Annotated in this window: 22 protein-coding genes and 1 riboswitch; of the genes, 4 read left to right on the top strand and 18 right to left on the bottom strand. The window is 43.4% G+C overall.

Annotation, left to right across the window (positions count from 1 at the left end; all coding sequences use genetic code 11):
* Nucleotides 1–20 precede the first annotated feature (20 nt).
* The 7 genes from AC1U9Z_RS06545 to AC1U9Z_RS06575 form a co-directional block, all read right to left on the bottom strand.
* The gene (locus AC1U9Z_RS06545) at nt 21–1,313 is read right to left on the bottom strand and encodes a TRAP transporter large permease (protein WP_333531511.1); all 1,293 of its coding nucleotides are present in this window, start codon (nt 1,311–1,313) and stop codon (nt 21–23) included.
* Nucleotides 1,314–1,323: 10 nt separating this feature from the next.
* Nucleotides 1,324–1,812 (bottom strand): TRAP transporter small permease, encoded by a 489-nt coding sequence (locus AC1U9Z_RS06550; RefSeq protein ID WP_333531510.1) that lies wholly within the window; start codon nt 1,810–1,812, stop codon nt 1,324–1,326.
* A 73-nt stretch (nt 1,813–1,885) separates the two neighbouring features.
* Nucleotides 1,886–2,944: a TRAP transporter substrate-binding protein gene (locus tag AC1U9Z_RS06555; protein ID WP_479956464.1), complete on the bottom strand. Its 1,059-nt coding sequence runs from the start codon at nt 2,942–2,944 to the stop codon at nt 1,886–1,888.
* 56 nt (nt 2,945–3,000) lie between these two features.
* The gene (locus tag AC1U9Z_RS06560) at nt 3,001–4,230 is read right to left on the bottom strand and encodes a diphosphate--fructose-6-phosphate 1-phosphotransferase (RefSeq protein WP_479956465.1); all 1,230 of its coding nucleotides are present in this window, start codon (nt 4,228–4,230) and stop codon (nt 3,001–3,003) included.
* 28 nt (nt 4,231–4,258) lie between these two features.
* Nucleotides 4,259–5,110, bottom strand: a complete 852-nt coding sequence (locus tag AC1U9Z_RS06565; RefSeq protein ID WP_479956467.1) for a class II fructose-bisphosphate aldolase — start codon at nt 5,108–5,110, stop codon at nt 4,259–4,261.
* Nucleotides 5,111–5,117: 7 nt separating this feature from the next.
* Nucleotides 5,118–5,879 (bottom strand): GntR family transcriptional regulator, encoded by a 762-nt coding sequence (locus tag AC1U9Z_RS06570; RefSeq protein WP_479956469.1) that lies wholly within the window; start codon nt 5,877–5,879, stop codon nt 5,118–5,120.
* Nucleotides 5,880–6,073: 194 nt separating this feature from the next.
* Entirely contained in the window at nt 6,074–6,724 is a 651-nt protein-coding gene (locus AC1U9Z_RS06575; protein ID WP_333531504.1) for a nitroreductase family protein, read from the bottom strand.
* A gap of 277 nt (nt 6,725–7,001) precedes the next feature.
* On the opposite strand from AC1U9Z_RS06575, the gene AC1U9Z_RS06580 reads away from it, so the two are divergent.
* Both AC1U9Z_RS06580 and AC1U9Z_RS06585 read left to right on the top strand, forming a co-directional pair.
* Nucleotides 7,002–7,895: an RluA family pseudouridine synthase gene (locus AC1U9Z_RS06580; protein ID WP_333531503.1), complete on the top strand. Its 894-nt coding sequence runs from the start codon at nt 7,002–7,004 to the stop codon at nt 7,893–7,895.
* A 136-nt stretch (nt 7,896–8,031) separates the two neighbouring features.
* Nucleotides 8,032–8,499, top strand: a complete 468-nt coding sequence (locus AC1U9Z_RS06585) for a CarD family transcriptional regulator (RefSeq protein WP_479956471.1) — start codon at nt 8,032–8,034, stop codon at nt 8,497–8,499.
* A 108-nt stretch (nt 8,500–8,607) separates the two neighbouring features.
* Here the strand turns inward: AC1U9Z_RS06585 and AC1U9Z_RS06590 are convergent, their stop codons facing one another.
* From AC1U9Z_RS06590 to AC1U9Z_RS06605, 4 genes are all read right to left on the bottom strand, one after another.
* Entirely contained in the window at nt 8,608–9,813 is a 1,206-nt protein-coding gene (locus AC1U9Z_RS06590; protein WP_479956472.1) for an NADP-dependent isocitrate dehydrogenase, read from the bottom strand.
* A gap of 120 nt (nt 9,814–9,933) precedes the next feature.
* Nucleotides 9,934–10,392: a YbaK/EbsC family protein gene (locus AC1U9Z_RS06595; protein WP_479956474.1), complete on the bottom strand. Its 459-nt coding sequence runs from the start codon at nt 10,390–10,392 to the stop codon at nt 9,934–9,936.
* A gap of 152 nt (nt 10,393–10,544) precedes the next feature.
* Nucleotides 10,545–10,946, bottom strand: coding sequence for a secondary thiamine-phosphate synthase enzyme YjbQ (locus AC1U9Z_RS06600; protein WP_333531499.1), 402 nt, complete (start codon nt 10,944–10,946; stop codon nt 10,545–10,547).
* 125 nt (nt 10,947–11,071) lie between these two features.
* Nucleotides 11,072–11,608, bottom strand: a complete 537-nt coding sequence (locus AC1U9Z_RS06605; protein ID WP_479956477.1) for a 2'-5' RNA ligase family protein — start codon at nt 11,606–11,608, stop codon at nt 11,072–11,074.
* A 258-nt stretch (nt 11,609–11,866) separates the two neighbouring features.
* Nucleotides 11,867–11,964: riboswitch (TPP riboswitch) on the top strand.
* A 114-nt stretch (nt 11,965–12,078) separates the two neighbouring features.
* On the opposite strand from AC1U9Z_RS06605, the gene AC1U9Z_RS06610 reads away from it, so the two are divergent.
* Complete coding sequence (locus AC1U9Z_RS06610) at nt 12,079–13,344, top strand: HAD-IIA family hydrolase (protein WP_479956479.1); 1,266 nt, start codon at nt 12,079–12,081, stop codon at nt 13,342–13,344.
* Between the two features lie 136 nt (nt 13,345–13,480).
* Here the strand turns inward: AC1U9Z_RS06610 and AC1U9Z_RS06615 are convergent, their stop codons facing one another.
* The 7 genes from AC1U9Z_RS06615 to AC1U9Z_RS06645 all read right to left on the bottom strand — a co-directional run bounded on the left by AC1U9Z_RS06615 (nt 13,481) and on the right by AC1U9Z_RS06645 (nt 20,444).
* Nucleotides 13,481–13,939 carry a GyrI-like domain-containing protein gene (locus AC1U9Z_RS06615; RefSeq protein ID WP_333531496.1) on the bottom strand — a complete coding sequence of 153 codons (459 nt, stop codon included), beginning with the start codon at nt 13,937–13,939 and terminating at the stop codon, nt 13,481–13,483.
* A 58-nt stretch (nt 13,940–13,997) separates the two neighbouring features.
* On the bottom strand, nt 13,998–14,939 hold the full coding sequence (locus tag AC1U9Z_RS06620; RefSeq protein WP_333531494.1) for a helix-turn-helix transcriptional regulator: 942 nt from the start codon (nt 14,937–14,939) through the stop codon (nt 13,998–14,000).
* Between the two features lie 18 nt (nt 14,940–14,957).
* A complete protein-coding gene (locus tag AC1U9Z_RS06625) occupies nt 14,958–15,302 on the bottom strand; it encodes a hypothetical protein (protein ID WP_479956482.1) in 345 nt (114 codons plus the stop codon).
* A 236-nt stretch (nt 15,303–15,538) separates the two neighbouring features.
* Nucleotides 15,539–18,163, bottom strand: a complete 2,625-nt coding sequence (gene ppsA, locus AC1U9Z_RS06630; protein WP_479956484.1) for a phosphoenolpyruvate synthase — start codon at nt 18,161–18,163, stop codon at nt 15,539–15,541.
* A 60-nt stretch (nt 18,164–18,223) separates the two neighbouring features.
* Complete coding sequence (locus AC1U9Z_RS06635) at nt 18,224–18,589, bottom strand: hypothetical protein (protein WP_479956486.1); 366 nt, start codon at nt 18,587–18,589, stop codon at nt 18,224–18,226.
* A 173-nt stretch (nt 18,590–18,762) separates the two neighbouring features.
* Entirely contained in the window at nt 18,763–19,389 is a 627-nt protein-coding gene (locus AC1U9Z_RS06640) for a DUF488 domain-containing protein (RefSeq protein WP_479956487.1), read from the bottom strand.
* A 173-nt stretch (nt 19,390–19,562) separates the two neighbouring features.
* Nucleotides 19,563–20,444 (bottom strand): LysR family transcriptional regulator, encoded by an 882-nt coding sequence (locus AC1U9Z_RS06645; RefSeq protein WP_333531489.1) that lies wholly within the window; start codon nt 20,442–20,444, stop codon nt 19,563–19,565.
* A gap of 127 nt (nt 20,445–20,571) precedes the next feature.
* On the opposite strand from AC1U9Z_RS06645, the gene AC1U9Z_RS06650 reads away from it, so the two are divergent.
* Nucleotides 20,572–21,762, top strand: coding sequence for a coenzyme F420-0:L-glutamate ligase (locus AC1U9Z_RS06650; RefSeq protein ID WP_333531488.1), 1,191 nt, complete (start codon nt 20,572–20,574; stop codon nt 21,760–21,762).
* Nucleotides 21,763–21,814 lie beyond the last annotated feature (52 nt).

Raw genomic sequence — 21,814 nt, forward strand, 5'->3', positions numbered from 1 at the left:
GCAAGAGCCTCCTTTGATGTTTACCCGGCATAGCCACCCAGTATCCTTGGCAGGAAAAGAACCACGTCCGGTAAGAAAATGAATGCAATAACCACCGCCACAAGTACCAGCATAAAGGGCAGTGCACCTTTGGTGGCATCCTCCAGAGACAATTTGGCAATGGTCATGGCAATAAAGACGTTGGCCCCCAAGGGTGGCGACAGCAGGGCTACCTCATTGGTTAAGACCCAGAGAATACCAAAGTAGACCGGGTCAATCCCAAGCTGGGTAATAACCGGCAGTAAAATTGGCACCAAAATAACGATGGTGGACAGGGTCTCCATGAACATCCCCAGAAAAAACAGCATGAAACAAATAAGGAATAGAATAATCTGTGGATTGGAGCTAATGGAAAGCATGGCTCCTGCTACAGATTGAGGGACTTCATAGATGGTTAAGAAGCGGCCAAAAAGCACCGAGACCCCAACGATAATCATGGAGGTACCGGACGTTATGTTGGTCAGCTTAATGCTTTCCCAGATGTCTACCAAAGTCAATTTCTTGATAATGAATTTTCCTACAAACAATGCATAGAAGCAGGCAATGGCGGAGGCTTCCACCGGTGTAAAGACCCCGGCATAGATACCGCCTAGGATAATCACTGGGGCTAACAAAGACCAAATGTTATTTTTAAAAATTACAAAAACTTCTTTAGTGGTGTAGGTTTTCTCCATACCCCGGTAGCCACGCTTCTTCGCGATGATATAGCAAGTTAGCATCAGTATTGCGCCAACAATAAAGCCTGGCAACATTCCTGCCATAAACATGGTACCTACCGAAACGTTGGCCATTACACCGTAGATAATCATGGGGTTGCTGGGGGGAATAAGAATACCCAACGTGCCGCCCGTGGCACAAACACCAGCCCCAAACTTTTTATCATAGCCCGCCCGCACCATGGCTGGCAGCATTAAGGTTCCCATTGCTGCCACGGTCCCAGGACCGGAGCCAATCATGGCCGCAAAGAACATACAGCCTAAAATGGTGACCAGAGCTAAGCCGCCTTTAATGCGCCCCACAAAAATGGAGGCTACATCAATAATTTGATCGGCCATGCCACCCCGCTCCATAATGGCACCGGCAAAAATAAAAGCGGGAATCGCCAATAGGGGAAACATATCCCCTACCTTCGCCATGTCTAAGGGCACAATATCTAAAGGAATGTAACTAAAAAAGAGTACCACGATGGTAGAGATGCCCAAAGAAATATAAATAGGAACACCCAACAACAATGTTGCAAAAAGAATGATCCATATACCCCAGGTTTCAAACATGTCAATCCCCCTAAGCTGAAGGTTCGCCCTTAATGAACCCGAAATCGCTAAACATTCTTATTAGTAGGCGTATGTTAACAAAGATAAAAGCAATGGGAATCATGGCATAAACATATCTCATATCCCAGCTCAGAATCTGAGATATTTGCGGGAATTCTTCCATATCAACGACCACTTTGGTCCCTAAATAGATAATAAAGCTGTTAAAGACAAAGGAAATGATGTACTGGATAAATTCTAAGCATCTTTTTAGTTTAGCGGGTAAGATGTTAACTAACACGGTTACCCGGAAATGGGCCCCCCGCTTGGCACCCAGGGCAGCGGCAAAATAAACCATGGTCAGGAAAGCAAAGCGCAATAGTTCCTCAGACCAGGCTAAGCCTTGGCCAAAAATATACCGGGCAATCACCTGAGCCATGAGAAGCGAGATAACCGTACAAAATAATATGGAGGCAATGATTTCTTCAATGTTGTCAATAACCCACTTCAGCTTTTTCATTTAATTCCCTCACCTGCCAGTCAGTATATCTGAGAGAACCTTCCGCAGAAGGTTCTCTCAGATAAATTTTCATTTAAGCCTGGGGCTTTTCCCTGCCTAATACGTTCATCGCTTTGTCTAAGATGGTGGGATCCGGCAGTTCACCATAAAACTTGGGCCAGGTAGACATCGCATTGGTCATCCACTTATCTTCATCGGCCGGAGCGGGACTAATTTTCAGACCCTTCTCAGTCAACTGCTTCTTCAGGTCTTCCTCTTGCTTCGCCATTAATTGACGGTTTTCTTGGGCAACTTCTTGGCCAGCCTTCACGATGGCTTCTTGTACATCAGCGGGCAGTCCCTGGAACCACTTGTCGCTGACAATAATGGTACCTAACCAAAGTTTATAGTGCAGTTCGGTTACATAATCCTGTACTTCGTACATCTTTGATTGATAAATACTGGAATAGGGGTTCTCTTGCCCGTCTACCACCCTTTGCTGTACCGCGTTAAAGGTTTCATCCCAGGCCATCGGCACCGGTTCAACCCCCCAGGACCGGAAAGCCTCCACCACATATTTGTTGTTAGGTATACGAATCTTTAAGCCCTTTAAGTCTTCCATACTGTTAATGGGTCTTTTGCTGTTGGTGATATGACGGAAGCCTTGCTCCAACCAAGCAACCGTTCTGGTACCGCTTTCTTTAATCTGCAGTGCATTGAGATCGTCGTTCAGGGTATCAATAACCTGATAAGCCTCTTCTCTGCTTTTGAATAAGTAAGGAAAGTCATAAACACCAATGGAGGGGGAGAAAGCTGTCATATTGCCTGCCGTAATCATCGCCATCTCAATAACACCCTTTTGTACGTCAGGAACGTTTTTCTGTTCGCTGCCTAACTGACCACCGGGAAACAATTTTACTTCTGCTTGCCCGTTAGAATACTTTTCAATCTTCTCTTTCATGGACTTGGCTGCCTCATAGGCTGGCACCCCATCAATGGCGGCATCCGGCAGACTGTATTTGATGACGATTTTTTTGTCACCGCCAGCTGGGGTTCCCTTTTTCTCCTCTTGGGAGCTGCCGCAGCCAGCTAACAGGATGGCTGATGTTAAAACGAAAGTCATCAATAAAACCAGTTTCTTTGCTTTTAACATGTCTACTCCTCCATTCAATAAAAGTAATCGGTTCTTTTTGCCCTGGTGGAAAGCCATTACCCTTCCGCTTTCACCCCCTGCCCGTGAATATCCTGGGGCTTAGGGAAATCATGTAAGTGCAGGTATTGCAAATGCCATTGACCCAGTAACGGTTTTAACCATGCCTTAAATTCTGCCGTTACGTGTTTGGCTTGTTTATTGTAAAACTTTTCAGGAACTTCTTTTTCCTTGCCACCAATCCTGGCTAAGGGAAGCGTCTGGTATGGTAATAATTCCTTCGCTGCCAGCTTCTCTACATAGACCATGTTGCCCCCTTGTCCGGCCACTGCCGCCCGTACGGCGGCCCGGCCCACCCAATAGGCCTCTTGTTCATCCAGTTCGGAACGAACCGGTGTAAAGCATCGTTGTACCATACCCAAATCCTGTGCTCTGGCCCGAATCTTTAGCTCTTGGGTTACTTTCGCGGCCAAATAACTGGCTGCCCCGCCAAAAACCTGGCTGCCCTTGTTGACATCGGTAAAGGGATTATTGCCAATGGAGTTTCCCTGTTCATCTCGAATCCCTTCACCCACCACCACCACAGCATAACCAAGCTCCTGCACAACGGCCTGCACATCTTTGATAAATTCATCTTCATGAAAGGGTATTTCGGGTAAATAAATCAGGTGGGGAGCTTCTTTTTCATTCCTTTGAGCGAAACCACTGGCCGCTGCCAGCCAACCAACATTCCTGCCCATCACCTCAAGGATTCTAACTTGCTCAAAGTGACGCATGGACCAAAGGTCTATGCCATTATCCAGGGTTGCCTGAATTACATAGCGGGCTGCACTGGCGAAACCCGGTGTGTGATCCATTAAAATGATGTCATTATCGACGGTTTTAGGAACGCCAATAACTTGCATGTCTTTACCGGCTTGCTTGATTTCTTCTGCAATGAGGTTAGCTGCATACATCGTTCCGTTGCCGCCAATTTGCAAATAATAGCCGGCTTTTAAGTCATCCAGTAAGGCGGGAATTTGAGCAAAATGGTTGTCCGTCAGCGGTAAACGACTGGAGCCTAAAAAAGCACCGGGAGTATTCCTTAATCTTTTTAATAAATCATCATCAAACCCCGAAAGACTTATATAATTTTGGCCGAATAAACCGTGATACCCATGGACACAGCCAATAACGTCTTTTATTTCAGGCCAGGACCGGGCTTCTTCGATGATGCCTGCCAAGGTACTATTGATAACAGCACTGGGCCCCCCGGTCTGTGCCACTACCAATGTTTGTGAACCGGTCACATGGCTACCTCCTTTGAAATATTTGTAATCAGATGCTGCTTGCCCAGCCTGTTGCAAAAAATCTCAATTTTTCGGCGGCTACACCAGTCACTGCCTCCTTGCAAGCCTGGGGAATACCAATCAGGTCATAGGCGGCGGGCTTTTGTTCCTGGGCAGCGATAAAGGCTTCGATGTAGGCTTTTTTTATCTCGGTGCCGATATTAATTTTCTTGATGCCATATTGAACAGCCGAGGCAAACTGTTGCTGGGTTAAGCCGGTACCCCCGTGTAAAACTAGCGGTACCGGACTATTCTGTTCACACTGCTGTAAAATCTCAAAATTCAGGTTGGGTTCCCCTTTATAAAGGCCATGTGCATTGCCAATGGAAACTGCCAAGGCGTCAATGCCTGTATTTTCCACAAATTGACGAACCTTTGTGGGATCCGTCATTTTGGCATTCTTCACTTCTTCCCCATCTTCGATGCCGGACAAAGCCCCCAATTCCCCCTCTACGGAAATTCCCAGATGCTGGGCAGCCTCAACAACTTTGGCGGTTAATTGAATGTTTCCTTCTAAAGAAAGGTGTGAACCATCAATCATGACCGCACTAAAACCTAGCTGCATGGCTTTTAAGCAGGTGGCATAGTCTTTGGCATGATCCAGAAATACCACCACGGGAACCTTTGCCTTCTCTGCCATACAAATAAGGTTTTTTGCTATGTAGTCATTGCCGGTTTTCGCTAATACAGGTGCTCCCAGCATAGCAATAACCGGCAAGCCTTCTTTTTCCGCTCCTTGAATGATGCCCTGGGCAGAAAATAAATCGTAGGTACTAAAGGCTCCCACTGCCCGACACTCTTTTCGATTTGCCAATACGTCCTTTAGCGTTGCTAATGCCATCTTTTAATCACTCCTGATTTTCCACTACAATGATTCCGTTGCCATCCTGAATCATTTCGTTTTTTAAATTGACCCGATATCTGTATTTATCAGCCTGGTAAAAGTTTATGGAAAACTCGATCGGCTTTCCTTGGGAAAGGACCAGCCGTTTCATCACTAGAATGGCAGCACCTTCATTGACCTTCAGATGTTGGTATTCAGCCTCCGTGGCCAAAGAGGCATAAATATCCTGCTGGGCTTCTTCCAGTGCAATCCCTAATTCCTGTTGTGCAATTTCATAGGTACCCTGCTCCATCAAATTGTATTTCGCCAATTCCCGGCCAATCTCAATGGGCCAAAAGCTCTTGACCAGCACCGTGGGCTCATCATCCAGCATTTGCACCTTCTCAATCAAAAACAGCCTTTCGCTTTCAAATACATCCAATTCATATTCTTCGAATTCCGTAATGTCCACTTCGGCAACCCGTAATAACCGGGAACTGGGGTGGTAACCCTTTGCCCGGACTTGGTCAAAGAAGCCCGTTAGCTTACCAAGGGTCTCCACATACTGTTTCTTCACAAAGGTGCCTTTACCAGGTCTGCGATCCAACCAGCCCTCCCGAACAAGCTCATCCAAGGCCCGACGGACCGTCGTGCTGCTAACGCCGTAGACTTGCATCAATTCTTTATCCCCGGGGAAAATGTCACCTACGTTCCATTCTCCATTTTCTAATCGCTTACGTAGATCATTGGTAATCTGATAGTGCAATGGAAGGGGGATGTTTTTCACCGATATCCCTCCAAATCTTGTAAACTTGTATTCTTGCAATATTACATATTTGTTAACTTAATTATAAAGTTACAAATGTTAGTTCGTCAATTGAAAAACAACATTATTCTTAATTTTCCCTAATGGGAATAAATCCCTAAACATGCCCGGCAAAAGCAAAAAGGAGTGTCGCAAGTAGCGACACTCCTTTTTGCTTATTGTTTAAAGAAAATGACTTCACTTTCTGGTTTTCTTGGGTTGACCGGTGTCTCCTTGGCCGTGTGGCCAAGGATAATGGCAGCGGTTATAACCTCTGTCTCACCAATATGGAAATACGATTTTACTTCGTTATACTTTGGATCATTTACTGCCACCAATTCATTGGCCAGTTCACCCACGACACATGCCCCTAGTCCTTGATTCATGGCTTCTAAGATCATAAAGGCATAGGCTATGCCGATGTTCTCAAAGGTACGAGCCATCAATGAGGCAGGATTTGCAGCGAGGGACTTGGCCATTTCATGATCCAGGTATCTCTTGTTAATATCCTCATCGCTCATATTGGCCCCGGAAGCAGCGAATAATTCTTTGAGTTGCCCAAGCTGATGTTCCTTCACCCAAGCCTGCAGTTTACCTACGCAGACAATAACAGCCGGTGCCTTTTTTATTAATACCCCCATGGAAAAGGCCTCTGCCAGCTTATTCCGATCTTCCTCCTTGGTTACGGCGATAAATTTCCAGGGCTGAATGTTTTTCCAAGAAGGGGCCCGCCGCCCAGCCTCCATTACACTTAATAACTGTTCCTTACTCACAGGGTCACTGGTAAATTTCCGAACACTTTTCCACCCAGCAATCTCTTTTAACATGGCTTTTTACCCCTCTTTCTATTTATAATCCTTTTGAGAATATGCCCGTTGTTCTTAATGTATATTTTTCTTCGCTACATTTCAAAAAAGTCCTTTTAGATTTTATTTAATATTTTAATTATTTTCGTTATTCTGAATATGACTTTAAATTAACCAACGATTGGTTATATTGTCATTTATGCTGCCTTGCCATACTGATTCGTTTTACTAGGTTATGTTAAAATTGTAATAATAAGAAGCAACATCTGAAACTATTATTGAAAAGGATGGCCGAAAATTGAAATCATATACTACTTACAAGGTAACAGAGGAACATGCTGGTTTAACGGTGGAAAAATATTTAAAGGACATTTTACAATATTCCGGCAGAAAGATTCAGAAACTAACCCACCGTAAGGGCATTCGATTAAATGGTAAAACAGCCTTCCTACAGAAAAAGGTTAAGGCGGCTGATACCTTAAGCGTCGTTCTTTTGGAGGACACGACTTACGGTGTCCAGCCAGAAAAAGGTATTATTGAAATGCTCTATGAGGATGAACATTTAATCATCCTGAATAAACCGCCCCAACAACTTGTTCATCCCACTGGCCGGACCACGGGTGGTACCTTGGCAAACTATTTAGCCTACTACCTAAAAGAACGGGGCCAGTTAAATACCATCCGCCCTGTTCATAGGCTGGATCGGGAAACCACCGGCTGTGTGATTTTTGCCAAGGATTCCCGCAGCCAGTTTATTCTTGAACAACAATTAAAGGAAGGCAGCCTCAAACGTACCTATTGGGCCCTGGTGAAGGGGGTAATCTCTCCGCCCTCCGGTACGATTGATGCCCCCATTGGGCCACACCCAACCCTGCCCAATCGTCGGGCTGTCACGCCGCAGGGTGAGCAGGCCATCACACATTACCGGATCCTTCGCACCTCCGAGGATGCTTCTTTATTAGAACTATCCCTGGAAACCGGCAGAACCCACCAAATTCGCCTGCATCTAGCCCATCGGGGCTGCCCCATCCTTGGTGACCATATGTATGGTGTGCGTTCACCTTTGATTAACAGACAAGCTTTACATGCCACCTCTGTAAGCTTTATTAACCCCCAAGACAACCGTCCCTTGACGGTCAATGCACCCTTACCCAAGGATTTTGCTCAGGCCTTGGATAATTATAGCAAATAGAAACAGCTGTTCATAGAAGGGCAATTTCTTTCTGATGTTTTTATTGACTTGCAATAAATTATTATGGTAAAATATATGTTTGATATTTACTGCCCCGCGTGGTATACTGATTGTAGTACGCAAGGGGGTGGGTTTTATGTTCCAGGTTGGTGACAAGGTTTTTTACCCTATGCATGGGGCTAGTGTTATCGAAGCGATTGAGGAAAAGGAAATACTTGGGATTAAGCGGCCTTATTATGTCATGACGATCCGGGGTATGCAAGTAATGTTTCCTATCGAATCTAAACTAGGAATTCGGCCAGTTGTGGACTTAGATATACTTGAAGATGTCATTACCACTTTAAATCAGGGAGAATCCGATCTAAACCTTAACCCAAATCAAAGATACCGCAATAATATGAGCAAAATGAAGAGTGGCGATATCTACCAAGGGGCCCAGGTTATCCGTGACCTAGTACGCCTGGGTAAAAAAAAGACACTGGCCGTAGGAGATAAAGCGATGTTGGATAATGCTCAACAAATATTGCTTAGCGAACTAGCCCTTGTAAAAGGCATCGCCCAAGAGCAAGCCATAGATTTACTGAATGAGGTTATTGATAGTTGATCTTAAAATCCTTTATGCCAAAAAACTGTCCCTAACAAAGGTTAAGGACAGTTTTTTTATTACTGTTTAACCATATTCCCGGCTTGGGGTCCGCGCTTGCCTTTGCTCTTAGATCATTTTGATCAAGCGTGCGTTAATTTCCTCAAGGAACTGTCTGGTATTGACAACCACCTTTTCCCCCTCGGCAAGTAGGGCCAAATCCTTCGTCATGACGCCTTGTTCGATTGTATCTGTGGCCGCCTTTTCCAGGGTGTTGGCAAACCTTACCAAGTCCTTCAGCTTATCTAATTCGCCCCTTTTTCTTAGGGCTCCTGTCCAGGCAAATAAAGTTGCCACTGGGTTGGTTGAGGTTTCTTGCCCCTTGAGGTGTTGATAATAGTGTCTGGTTACGGTTCCATGGGCTGCTTCATATTCATAATGCCCCTGGGGTGAGACTAAGACCGATGTCATCATGGCTAAGCTGCCAAAGGCAGTGGCCACCATATCCGACATGACATCTCCATCATAGTTTTTACAGGCCCAGATAAAGCCACCGGAACTACGGATCACCCTGGCCACAGCATCATCAATTAAGGTATAAAAATACTCGATTCCCTTTGCGGCAAACTGATCTTTATATTCCCTGTCATAAACCTCCTGGAAGATATCCTTGAAGGTATGGTCATATTTTTTGGAAATGGTATCTTTCGTGGAAAACCACAGATCCTGACTTTGATCCAACGCATAGCTAAAGCAAGCCCTGGCAAAACTTTCCACCGAACCATCTAGGTTATGCATACCCATGAGAATACCAGGGCCGCCAAAATTGTGGATGACTTCTTTTACCACTTGGCCATCTTCCCCGGTAAAAACCAATTCTGCTTTACCCTTTTGTTCAACCTTTAATTCGACATTTCGATAAATATCACCGTAAGCGTGCCTGGCAATGGTAATGGGCCTTTCCCAGGTTTTAACGAAGGGTTTAACATTCTTAACAATAATGGGTGCCCGAAAAACGGTCCCATCTAAAATGGCCCGAATGGTTCCATTGGGGCTTTTCCACATTTGTTTTAGGTTATATTCCTCCACCCGTTGGGCGTTGGGAGTAATCGTTGCGCATTTAACCGCTACGCCATATTTTTTAGTTGCCTCTGCGGCCTCTACGGTGATTCTATCTTCCGTTTCATCACGTTTTTTGAGACCCAAATCAAAGTACACCGTTTTTAAATCTATGTATGGAACTAAGAGAATATCTTTAATCTGTTGCCAGATTACCCTCGTCATCTCGTCGCCGTCCATCTCCACCAACGGGACATTCATTTGAATTTTTTCCATGACTGCATCCCCCTAACCTTATTCTATGTCTAAGGTATTATACACCATCTATAACTATAAATGAACGGCTCCCAGGCATGCATGCATAATACATAGGGTCAGGCTTGCAGTATTGCACCACTAAGCCTGGGCCACATCCACCCACTTTGCTTCGGTAAGCTCTGCCAATTCATCAACTTTTATTTTTACCGCAGCATTTGTTGCCCCCGCCGCCGGAAAAACATGCTCATAGGCCCGGAGGGATTGATCCAAGTAAATGGGTAACGGCTGCTTTAGACCAAAGGGACAAACCCCGCCAACCGGATGCCCTGTTACTGCTAACACTTCATCAATCTCCGGCATTTTGGCTTTGGCTTGGAAAGCATCCTTAAATTTCCGGTTATCCAACCGCTTGTCCCCAGCCATCAGCACCATCATGAAATCATCCTTAACCTTGAAAAGTAATGACTTGGCAATCTCACCCGGGGTTACCCCTAAAGAAGCCGCAGCCTTGGCCACGGTACTGGTATCCTCAAAGGTGAGTATTTCCACGCCTCCTCCTCTCTGCTGAAAAAACTCCACCACAGCTTGTACAGACATAGTCACTTCAACTCCCGTTTTATTCCTTTAAACTACTATACTAGCAAGGTCTAACTGCGTCAATTTTTGCCGGAATTTACTGGCCTTCTTTTAAAAAAACCAGAAAGGGGTCCGGCCTGCCGTGCTGCGAGCCTGACCCCAAATGCCTTCGGTTAATCCCTTTGTACCTTTACATAAAAGGTCCGCCTCCTAGGGCCATCAAACTCACAGAAATAAATCCCTTGCCAGGTCCCCAACAGGAGCTGTCCATCTGCCACCGGAATTGTTTGGGAGGCCCCCAGGGTACTTGCCTTTAAGTGGGCAGCCGAATTCCCTTCGGCGTGACGGTATTGAGGATGCTCCCAAGGGTAGACCTCAGCCAATCGCAGCAACAGATCCCTTACTACATCCGGATCGGCATTTTCGTTAATGGTGATACCAGCTGTCGTATGGGGACAGTAGACCGTCACAACCCCATCCCTAATCTTTTCTTGCTGGATCACTGCTTTAACTTGATTGGTAATATCAATCATTTGGTCACGACTGACGGATTGCGTATGAATTTTATGAAGCATAAAAACATCCCCCTTACGCCACTATTTACCAGGCCGTTTACCGGTTAAAGGCTTTTATATTTCTGTACACTATAATAAGGACTTAATTAAAACAGGGGAAAAATAAGATTAAAAATAATTCTGCCCTACTTTTCCCGTAAATCGATTTGAAACAAATAATTAATCGGATCTAATGATACGATACCGATGGATTGAATCGAAACATCAATGGGGCGAAAAATCTTTAGGATTTGCTCAAGTACACTTGGTATGTGCTCCGTAGGAGTTTCCAGCGAGAGCGTGCAGTGGGGATACCAAGACTGAGGCTTATAATAATCCCACCCTTGCTCTTCAAACTCCTTAAACAACTGGTGAAAATGCCGGTGTATTTGAAATAAACGGTCTGTTAGGTTCGGTGTTAAAAAAATAGCCCCTTTATTATGAGGAAAAATACCAATCTGAAGCAGCTTTAAATCAAAGGAATAAACACTGCTACTAAGGGTCTCCAATCGCTTTTTGGCTACTTCCAAATCGAGATCATCATAGATAGCCAATGTAATGTGGGGTCTGCCGTTGGCGCAAGTGAGACACTTGCCCTTTTCCAACCTTTCCAAACTCCTCCAAATACTCGTTATATAAGTCTCCGCTTCCTTATTAAAGTATAGATTTATGGCGTATGTCATTCATTACCTCCGGTTGATCATTGCTTTCTCTTTAATTTCTTGAAAGGACTATGCTTTCTCCTTCTAGGTATAAAAAAATACGCCCACACTTACGATATTTTAACCATTACGGTGGTACGGCTCATCCTATTAAAGATAGCGGCGAATTTATTAATATAGTAGCATCCGCTCCATCTGGGAAATGGCTGCGGACCCCATCACATCCATAATTTGTCTTTACAAACAATTGATCTATGAATTACAATTTACATAGCATAAATACTTGGCTAGGGGTGCCGAACGGCTGAGAGGAGATAACTCCAACCCTCGAACCTGATGTGGCTAATACCACCGTAGGGAAGCTTACCGTTTTCAGTTGAGAAGCTTACTTTCGGTAAGCTTCTTTTTTGAGCTTTGCCCGCACAAGCTTAGTTAAGCCCCTACTATTCTGATAGGAAGGGGAAAACGAATGATTTATACTACCCAAATGGATGCTGCTAAAAAAGGAGGGGATTTCCCTGTTAGCAGAAAAATTTGATGTTTTCTTATTTGATTTGGATGGCGTTATCTATATCGGCGGTAAACTGCTCCCCGGTGTAAAGGAAACCCTGGTACAACTGCGCAAGCTAAATAAACGTATCTATTTCTTAACCAATGACCCGATCCCCACACGACAGCAATTCGTCGAACGATTACAAAGTCTTGGTCTAGAAGTTCACTTGGACGAGGTAATTTCCAGCGGTTGGACCACAGCCAAAAATCTCAGCTTAATGAATATACGTTCTGTCTATGTATTGGGAAGTGAAGGTCTAAAAACGGAGATCCGGCAGTTTGGAATAGAGTTGGTGGAAAATGGTCCCTGCCAAGCTGTGGTTGTGGGGCATGATGATCAACTTTCCTTCGGTCATATAAGCCAAGCCATTCGGTTGATTAACCTGGGTGCCAACTTTATTGCCACCAACGTCGACGCAACCTTTCCCGGCCCCGAAGGCCCTTGCCCAGGAACCGGTGCCATCGTTCGTGCCATTCAGACCTCCTCTGGTAAACGTCCGGTCGTCATTGGGAAGCCCTATCCCCCAATGTTTCGCACAGTCCTTGATCATCTAGATCCCAAGCTAGGGGTGGCCATGGTAGGGGACAATCCCTATACCGATATCCTAGGGGCTCACCAGCAGGGAATCACGGCGATTTTCTGCTCGGACAAGGCCATCGCTTTCCCTTCCCCTAAGGATTTCCGCCTTCCGGATGCCAGAATCTCAAACCTCAGAGGAATTTTTAACCCTACAATAACGGCTCGTCCCTGGGACAAGCCCACCTATGCCTGGCCAGAAACCGTTGAACCTGCTGTGGCAGCCGTGATTTTTGACGAGACTGACAGGATTCTTTTAATTAAAAGAATGGACTTTAATGTGTGGGGCTTGCCCATCGGACACATCGAACCCGGCGAGACCGTGCAGGAAGCTATTATCCGGGAAGTCAACGAAGAAACCGGCCTACAGGTAACAGTGAGCCGGTTCATCGGAGTTTACTCAGACCCACGGTTCCTCGTGGTGTCTCATCCTTCGGGTAAGGTAAGTCATTACATTACATCCTGTATGGAATGCAAGATCGTTGGGGGGCATTTGAGAGCAGACGGTGTGGAGACTGCGGAGGTTGCCTTCTTTAAGCTGGATAACCTACCGACCAACTGCCTATCCCTACACGGTGAATGGCTAAGGGATTTACTGGGTCGGAACAACACCGTGGCGATAAGATAATGTGGTCCCTATTATGATAGAGGGGTAGAAATTCAACTGTTAAAAACAAAAGGACCGAACAGTTCGATTTTCACTGCTGCCGGTCTTTTTGTAACAAATCATGCTAATTCTTTACCTCTCCTTTAAGGTATTGTTCTTATTTAAGGGGAAACACAATTTTTGTTAAAAGTTCGCTTTCGGGCACATCCATCGGAGAATTATAGTAAAACTCGTAAGCCACTCCCGTGGGTGTATAACCATTTTCATCGATCCACTGCATCATTGCGTTATAAACTGGCTCCGTTTGATCGTATGGGCCCTTATAAAGACAGGATACCCTCTTCCCTGCCGGGATTTCATTTGGCTTAATTTCACCTTGCCCTGCAAGGGGTTTTGCAACCGGGAAGCCCATCTCCACATCAAGATCTTGCATATCCATGTTGTAATACCCTGCAAAGGGCGCGTCTAACGGTTTCTCCCCTACTTCGGACAAATATTGAAAGATCGCCTGATATGCTTTGCCTAACTCCTGTGGCAGGTTCCCAACAGCAGTCCTTGTACGCATAGAAAGTACCGGTTGGGCCGGTTGCTCCGTTAATTCAAATTTGTAATTCATAAAATTGCCCCCTTTAGCTTTTTGTAGATTATACCATTGGGAACATGACAACTGTATGTCATGTTTCGGTTGTATATTTTTTATAAATTTCTTTCGATGTTTCTGCAAGAATCGTTCGAATGCGGGGCGGGCTGACAACCTCCACGCCGGTCCCAAAGCTTAAAAGAAACCCATACAGCCAATTGTTTTCAGGGAGCAAGACATTAACCATCATCCTGCCGTCCTCATGCATCCGAGTATCTTCACCGAACCACTCCTCGACAATGCTTTCCATCTCTTTCTCAAAAACCAACTCCAGGGATACCAAATTTTCTGGTTTTTGCCATTCACTTTCCCAGGGAAACTGCTCCAGGGATATTTCCCTCGATTTATAGGCGGTTTCCAAAACAACCAGTTCTTTTATCCTTGCCAGCTTAAAAAGCCGAAAGTCCCGTCTTAGTTGACACCACGCATAGAGGTACAATTTTTGTCCTTTTAAAACCAGCGAATAGGGTTCTACTCGGCGGCTTGTCCTCTTCCCTGTTGAATCTGTATAGATAAACTCAATCTCTCGCAAGCTTTCTATGGCCTTGCGTACAGCTACTACTTTTTCTTTAAGGAGACTGTTTCCTCCCCAGGGGGACAAGTCAATTACAAGCTGGTTTACCTTTGTATTGAGCATCTCAAGCTGGGTTGGGGATAACGTATTCTTGAACTTCTCTAATAAAACTTGATGCTTGTGATCCGGTATGGTTTCGGCTACTCCTTTTAACGTCGTTATAATTGCAGCCATTTCGTCTTCAGTCAGTATACTCCTGTCTAAACGGTAGCCTTCTGCTATTCCTATCCCGCCGTTCACTCCCTGATAGGTCACAATCGGTATCCCTGCCAGGTTTATTGCATCTATATCCCGAAGAATTGTCCTCACGGAAACTTCAAACATTTCAGCAAGTTCTTTTGCCTGAACACGTTCCCTTCTAAGTAGTATGACTAAAATAGAAATCAGTCTGTCGATTTTCAATCAATCACACCCTTTTAACTAACCGATTACTAGGTACCAAGCCTTGATCCGTATCCGGTTTTTGATGTTTTTTATTTTGTCATCGGCTATCAAAAGACGGATGCCTGCCCAAGGTGTTTTGTTATCATTCATCTGCTCATAGTTTTCAGCTTCGATATCCTGCTTTATTATATCGATAGCTTCTTTAATATCCCCCGCCTTCAGGATAACAACTTCTTTATCCTCCCTGACTCTAAGTTGGAACGGCTGATCATTTTTTCGATATCCGAATGCATCCACGCTGAAAACCCCGTAACGGTGCTTTTTATATTCTTTCGATTCATAAATGGATTTCAAAATACTTGTTGTAGTTATCATAATCAATCGTATAACTCCTAGTTAGCTGACTATCCTCTTCTAAATGATATACTAAAACCATCTCTCTTACTGATTTTTTATCACTTTATTTTGTGCTCTATCAGCGGGCTTTGCATTATAGATGGAAGCCAGACTCCTTTACTTTTGCTTGCTTTTTCATCTAATTCATCGTGGGGTCAGGCTTACCGCATTGTATTTTTATTTTACAATCCTGCAAGCCTGACCCCTTCTAGTTCTTCTGGTTAAAGTATCTCTACATACCCCTCCGTTCCATTTACCCGAATGATCTGTCCATCTTTAATTAATTTAGTGGCGTTTTCGACACTTACCACCGCTGGGAGTCCATATTCCCTAGCAATTACAGCCCCATGGGTCATTAGACCGCCCACTTCCGTTACCAAGCCTTTAACTGATACAAATAGCGGCGTCCAACTGGGATCGGTAAATGCCGTGACCAAAATATCGCCCTCGCTTATAGTTGCGTCCGCCATCTTTAAAACCACCCGTGCACGGCCTTCGACGATACCGGCTGAGACAGGCATGCCCGGCAAAGCACCCGGAGGAATATTGCCAATGGTGTATTGACCGGATATGATCTCACCATCAGATGTCATTACCCGGGGCGGTGTCATTTTCTCATATGCCTGGTAATCCTCTTTTCTCTTAGTAATGATGCTATAATCCAGTAAATTCGTACGAACCACCTCTCGGAGTTCATCAAAATATAGATAATAGATGTCCTCCTTCTCCCGGATGATTCCCTTTTGCACAAGTACAGCGGCCTCTTTTAGCAAGGCTTGTTTATAAATGAAGTAACGTTGAATAAAGGCATATTTAGGATATTCCCGATAACCAATAAAATTCCGCAATAGACGGATCATCTTCTTTGTCTTTTTGGCTTTACTTTTACCCCCGGGCAATTTTTCCAAGTGATTCATAAGCTCGCGTTTCTTCTGCTCTGCTTCCTGCAGCCCTTGCTGAAATTTAAGGCCACTGGCATGGGGGTCAAAATTTTTTATATTGCCTAGAATCATGGGAATAAGTGCTGTGGGTTGTTCACTCCAACGGGTTCTGGTGATATCAATTTCACCGGAACAACGCATGCCATACTTTTTTAGATAGGCCTGGATGGATTTGCTGACAGCATCCCCGCCAGGAATCATGGCCAAGTCCTCAAAAAAGGTCTTATCATCGGCATGATGAAAATATTCAATTACCGCTGGAAACGGACGGACAACATCCGATACATCTAACAGGGCAAGCCCCATTTCCGATGTGATGTTGTTGGCTACTGATTGGGAAAGTGTGTCTGCTGCACTCTTTTTGCCCAGCCACTTCTCCATTTTCTTGTTAAGCCAATCTGCCGCATATACACCAACAAGAATAATACCCATACTGTGAGGGCTATACATGATTTCTTTTAGTTCCTTATGGTCCTCTAAAATGAATGCAAATAGCTCATCGCCACTTAGGTTGGCAATCCTCTGCTGTAGATTTCTGATTGATGCCTCATTGTTCGAAATAAGCTTTTGAACAATCGTGGCATCATTTTTAAAGTAAATCCTCAGGGCCTCAACAGGAAGTGCCCAGGATAGCTGCTCTGTACCCAGCCTAAAAGCTCTTTTACCTTTCGGTAGCGATTGCATAAATGCCTTTCGCTTCGTTAACCTCGAGAGCGCGTTATTCATCAATGGGTCACTCTTGTTCATGGTACGGAGCAGTATCTTTCGTCCAATGGGCGAGGCCAAGTCGTGTGTTAGGTCCATAAATAGCCTGCCGCCGGCTTTGTAGAATGGAAAATCCGATGATAAAATCTGAAAGAAGGACATACCCAATGGTTTGATGGCATCTGTCATCATTTGCCCATGGCCTATGGATAGATACACATGGTTCCTTCCATCGTTAACTTGCGGTATCGGGTATAAGGTAGTGATGGGACGGCTCTGAACGATAAAAAAGTCATCTTCCAAAAGACACCATTCAATGTCTTGGGGACAGCCAAAATAGGCCTCGATCTTTCTACCCATAAGCTCCAGTTGTAAAATTTGCCGGTCTGTCAATGTCGGCTTATTTTGCTGTTCGGGCTCAATCTCCCGTTCCGCCGTGCCACCTTCTCTTAAGGCATAACTGGCCAATTTCTTGGTGGAGATCTTCTTATCAATGATGGTGCCGCCCCTCACCTTATAGATATCAGCATTTACCCGGCCAGAGACCAAAGCTTCACCCAGCCCAAAGCTGGCATCAATGGACAGCACCTTCCTATTGGCGGTGACAGGATCGGCCGTAAACATAATCCCGGATGCTTGGGGAAAAACCATTCGTTGGATAACCACGGACAGATAGACCTTACGATGGTCAAACCCGTTCTGCATACGGTATATCACCGCTCTGTCTGTAAACAGGGAAGCCCAGCATTTGCTAATATGCTGCAGGATAGCATCCTTTCCGATAACGTTCAAATACGTATCCTGCTGACCCGCAAAGGAAGCCGACGGCAGATCCTCAGCGGTAGCACTGGAACGCACGGCATAGGTATTTTCCTCACCAAACTTTGAAAGATAGCGAAGGGTTACTCCCGCGATGTCCTTTGGGATCCCTCTCCCTTCGATATACCTACGTATTTTTCCACTGATATCCCCGATTCTTTCCCTGTCATCCACCTTTAAATAGGATAGTTGATTCAGCAATTTATTAAACTCCCCATTATGACCGATAATTCTTTGATATGCCTCGGTGGTGACACAAAAACCTTCCGGCACCCGTATTCCCTCAATCCTTGAAAGTTCACCCAAGTTTAAGCCTTTGCCACCGACAAGCGGGAGCTTTGTTTTGTCAATTTCCTGGAACTCAAGTACATATGAATTCATACAGGCAGGCCTCCCTATCTCAATCATCATCGGGGTCAGGCTGGCAGGATTTATCACAGTTTAGGCCAATACTGCCAGCCTGGCCCCGATGTTGCTTTGTTGCACTGTTATTCGAGCATGTGCTGCGTGATACAATGGCTGCGCCACCATCAGATTAACCCGAATGTATGGGTCCAAAGCTTTCATAATCTCCATGGCCACAGGATAAATCGGCCGGTCGGTGTTGTATATTTCGGGGGGCCACTGCAGCCAGATGGCCTGCTGCTGATCAAATTCACCAGGAAAGGTGTAAGACTTAGAGGCAGCCTGAGGACTGGGTTGAACGCTTTCAGGTTCTTTATTGGCCCGATGGTTTAAGTTACAGCCGTCAATTATCACCAATAGGCAAGTCAAACTTAGCAGAACAATTACGTAGTGTCTTTTCATTTAAACCTATCTTTGGTTTTTTAGTTAATATAACCATCGGTAATATAATTATTATTCTTGGAAGGAAGTTCTTTGATTCCGATTATAAAAGGATTTTGATAGGGTTTAATGGACAATGGGTCTGGTTCAATTTTTGTACCATGTTACTTTGATAAAACATTTGAGCCACCATTTTATAGTACTTGCCAGTTAACCTCCGCTTCCTCATCAATTCTATATCCAATTTCACTGTTTCTTAAATCATAACTTCTTTTTACCATCTGTTGCCAAGAGATGCTTTCAGAAAACAGTGTCAATTGGTTTCTATTCGGAAAGTATCTCTCTACGAGTCTTTTCTCCATACTTTCTTGAGATTCATAGGAACCATCTGATCGTATATTCTTCACATCATATCCTAATTTATAAAACTCCCTCGCCACCATGATATTTCGATGACAAGTACTTGGATCTTTCTCTGCACACATGAACACAAAAGTGTAATTCGATTTCGTACCTGCTTCAATTTTGCGAATACCCTCTAAAAAGTTATTTGATTGGGTATACAAATTAAAATCTAAATAGCCATTCTTATAATATTTTTTGTCTTCTTGTCGTGCTCCAAATTCCTTCCTATAGTTTCTATAAATCATTCCTGTTGAGCTCAATAATTTTTCTAGGTTTTTTTGATTGTACTCTTCATAGAATTTCGAAATTGGGTTACTTCTTACATCAATCAAGCTGTTTATTTTATATTCTTTAAGAACTCTAATAAATTCATTTATCTTGAAACCCGCATAGCCAATTGTAAAAACCTCTTTCATCTAATCACCACCAGAGACTAATTAGAAATTTTTTTACGATACTATACACTAATAAAAATACTTTTTGTAGGCCGAATATGATTGGCGTCTTCCATATTTGGTATCAGGCCCTTGGACTCCTTTGCTCATTTTTTGCCTAATTTAGAAATACTGGGGCTAATTTTTTAGATTTTTTAATTATCCAATATCTCCACAAACCTTTTTGAAGCTGGAGAAAGGGATATATTCTTTGAGAAACAAAGCCCGATACTCCTTTTGGGTATTTCCTCCACCGTTTTAACCTGGTATAAACCCCCGTTTTTTAAATATTCCTGTGAAAACTCTTTAATTACGCAAGCAATACCTAAGTTTATTTTTGCAAATTCTAATAATAGGTCATGGGAGCCAAGCTCAATTTCTGAGGTGATTTCAATATCCTTTGATAAAATATATTTTTCAACATACTGTCTTGAATTTGACTTAGCATCAAGTAATATTAATGGTAATTTTGATAATTCTTCAAAACTTAAAGGTGTAGAAAGTATATTCTTGTATTTATCACCACAAACAAAAATATCTTGCACATCCATACATCTTTTTATTTCTAAAGAAGAGTCTTCAATGGGAAAATTACAGATGGCAATATCAATTGTCCCTGACTTTAACATCGCACAAAGTTCTAAAATTGTTCTGTTCACAATTCTTAGCTTAATATTGGGGCATTCATTGTGAAATTTATCTAAGTAAGGTAGTAAAAAATATCGAAATATAGCATCCTCTACCCCTATTTTTAAATCTCCCAACATTATGTTTTTAGATTCTAATAATTTTTCTTCGCCTGCATTAATTAAATTCATAGCAGAATTTGCATACTCAAAAAGGAGTTTCCCTTCATTCGTAAGAATTACTCCCTTCGATGTTCTTGTAAAAAGCCTTACCTCAAGCTCCCCTTCCAGCTGCATAATTGCTTGACTTACAGCCGGCTGCGTCATATGTAGTGCTTTTGCCCCTTTAGAAAAGCTTTCACATTTAGCGACTTCACAAAAAACTTTATATAAATCTAATTTACTGATCACATAAGCTCTCCTTATATCACCCATTATATATATTTATTTTACTTATATCATAAAGATATTGTATAGTACAAGTATAAGTGTTAAACACGCACTTATCTAAAATTGAAAAGAAATAAGGAGATATAAAATGGAAAGAATGGTCGGAACTGTCATTAGAGGCCTGCGTGCCCCGATTATCAATAAGGGGGACGATATTACAGAAATAGTTGTCAACACTGTATTAAAGGCTTCAGAAACAGAAGGCTATTCCATTAATGATAAGGATATTGTTACTGTAACAGAATCCGTTGTAGCCCGTGCTCAAGGAAATTATGCAACTATTGATAATATTGCAAAGGATATCCGTTTAAAGTTTGGCAAGGATACGATCGGAGTAATCTTTCCTATTTTAAGCCGTAACCGCTTTTCTATTTGCCTTCGCGGTATTGCAAAAGGGGCTAAGAAAATTGTTTTAATGCTTAGCTATCCCTCGGATGAGGTAGGCAATCACTTGGTAGATATCGATATGCTTGACGAAAAAGGTGTTAACCCTTGGACAGATGTTTTAACTGAGGCAGAATTCCGTGGCTATTTCGGATATGAAAAACATATTTTTACTGGTATTGATTATATTGATTATTATAAATCTATAATTGAAGAGTATGGTATTGAATGTGAGATTATCTTCTCAAACACCGCAAAAACCATTTTAAGTTATACAAAAAATGTTCTGACTTGTGATATTCACTCAAGATTTAGAACTAAAAAAATATTAAAAGCAAGTGGCGGAGATAAAATTTATAGCCTCGATGATATTTTATCAACTTCTATTGATGGCAGTGGTTATAATGAAGCCTATGGCCTTTTAGGTTCAAATAAAGCAACCGAAGAAAGTGTTAAGCTTTTCCCACGTAATTGTCAATCTGTTGTGGATAGTATACAAGCTATGCTTAAAGAAAAGACAGGTAAAGCTGTAGAAGTTATGATTTATGGCGATGGCGCCTTTAAAGATCCTGTGGGCAAGATTTGGGAACTGGCTGATCCTGTGGTGTCGCCCGCTTATACAGCAGGACTTAAAGGTACACCTAACGAAGTTAAATTAAAATATCTTGCCGATAATAATTTTGCTGATTTAAAAGGGGAAGAACTTAAAAAAGCTATTTCAGAATATATTATCAATAAAGAATCAAACCTGGTAGGTGCTATGGAAGCACAAGGCACTACCCCACGACAACTTACGGATCTTATTGGGTCACTTTCCGACTTAACCTCAGGCAGCGGAGATAAAGGTACCCCTATCATCTATATCCAAGGCTATTTTGATAATTATACAAAATAATGAAACCACCCGCGTGGTTTCCTACGGGATCATCCCTCATGGGAAATAATAT

The sequence above is a fragment of the Desulfotomaculum sp. genome (genome assembly GCF_982386235.1).

What these genes read in the sequence shown, in the direction of transcription:
- AC1U9Z_RS06545 (WP_333531511.1), bottom strand. Translation starts at nt 1,313, where the DNA reads ATGTTTGAAACCTGGGGTATATGGATCATTCTTTTTGCAACATTGTTG.
- AC1U9Z_RS06550 (WP_333531510.1), bottom strand. Translation starts at nt 1,812, where the DNA reads ATGAAAAAGCTGAAGTGGGTTATTGACAACATTGAAGAAATCATTGCC.
- AC1U9Z_RS06555 (WP_479956464.1), bottom strand. Translation starts at nt 2,944, where the DNA reads ATGTTAAAAGCAAAGAAACTGGTTTTATTGATGACTTTCGTTTTAACA.
- AC1U9Z_RS06565 (WP_479956467.1), bottom strand. Translation starts at nt 5,110, where the DNA reads ATGGCATTAGCAACGCTAAAGGACGTATTGGCAAATCGAAAAGAGTGT.
- AC1U9Z_RS06575 (WP_333531504.1), bottom strand. Translation starts at nt 6,724, where the DNA reads ATGTTAAAAGAGATTGCTGGGTGGAAAAGTGTTCGGAAATTTACCAGT.
- AC1U9Z_RS06585 (WP_479956471.1), top strand. Translation starts at nt 8,032, where the DNA reads ATGTTCCAGGTTGGTGACAAGGTTTTTTACCCTATGCATGGGGCTAGT.
- AC1U9Z_RS06590 (WP_479956472.1), bottom strand. Translation starts at nt 9,813, where the DNA reads ATGGAAAAAATTCAAATGAATGTCCCGTTGGTGGAGATGGACGGCGAC.
- AC1U9Z_RS06595 (WP_479956474.1), bottom strand. Translation starts at nt 10,392, where the DNA reads ATGTCTGTACAAGCTGTGGTGGAGTTTTTTCAGCAGAGAGGAGGAGGC.
- AC1U9Z_RS06600 (WP_333531499.1), bottom strand. Translation starts at nt 10,946, where the DNA reads ATGCTTCATAAAATTCATACGCAATCCGTCAGTCGTGACCAAATGATT.
- AC1U9Z_RS06605 (WP_479956477.1), bottom strand. Translation starts at nt 11,608, where the DNA reads ATGACATACGCCATAAATCTATACTTTAATAAGGAAGCGGAGACTTAT.
- AC1U9Z_RS06610 (WP_479956479.1), top strand. Translation starts at nt 12,079, where the DNA reads ATGCTGCTAAAAAAGGAGGGGATTTCCCTGTTAGCAGAAAAATTTGAT.
- AC1U9Z_RS06615 (WP_333531496.1), bottom strand. Translation starts at nt 13,939, where the DNA reads ATGAATTACAAATTTGAATTAACGGAGCAACCGGCCCAACCGGTACTT.
- ppsA (WP_479956484.1), bottom strand. Translation starts at nt 18,163, where the DNA reads ATGAATTCATATGTACTTGAGTTCCAGGAAATTGACAAAACAAAGCTC.
- AC1U9Z_RS06635 (WP_479956486.1), bottom strand. Translation starts at nt 18,589, where the DNA reads ATGAAAAGACACTACGTAATTGTTCTGCTAAGTTTGACTTGCCTATTG.
- AC1U9Z_RS06640 (WP_479956487.1), bottom strand. Translation starts at nt 19,389, where the DNA reads ATGAAAGAGGTTTTTACAATTGGCTATGCGGGTTTCAAGATAAATGAA.
- AC1U9Z_RS06650 (WP_333531488.1), top strand. Translation starts at nt 20,572, where the DNA reads ATGGAAAGAATGGTCGGAACTGTCATTAGAGGCCTGCGTGCCCCGATT.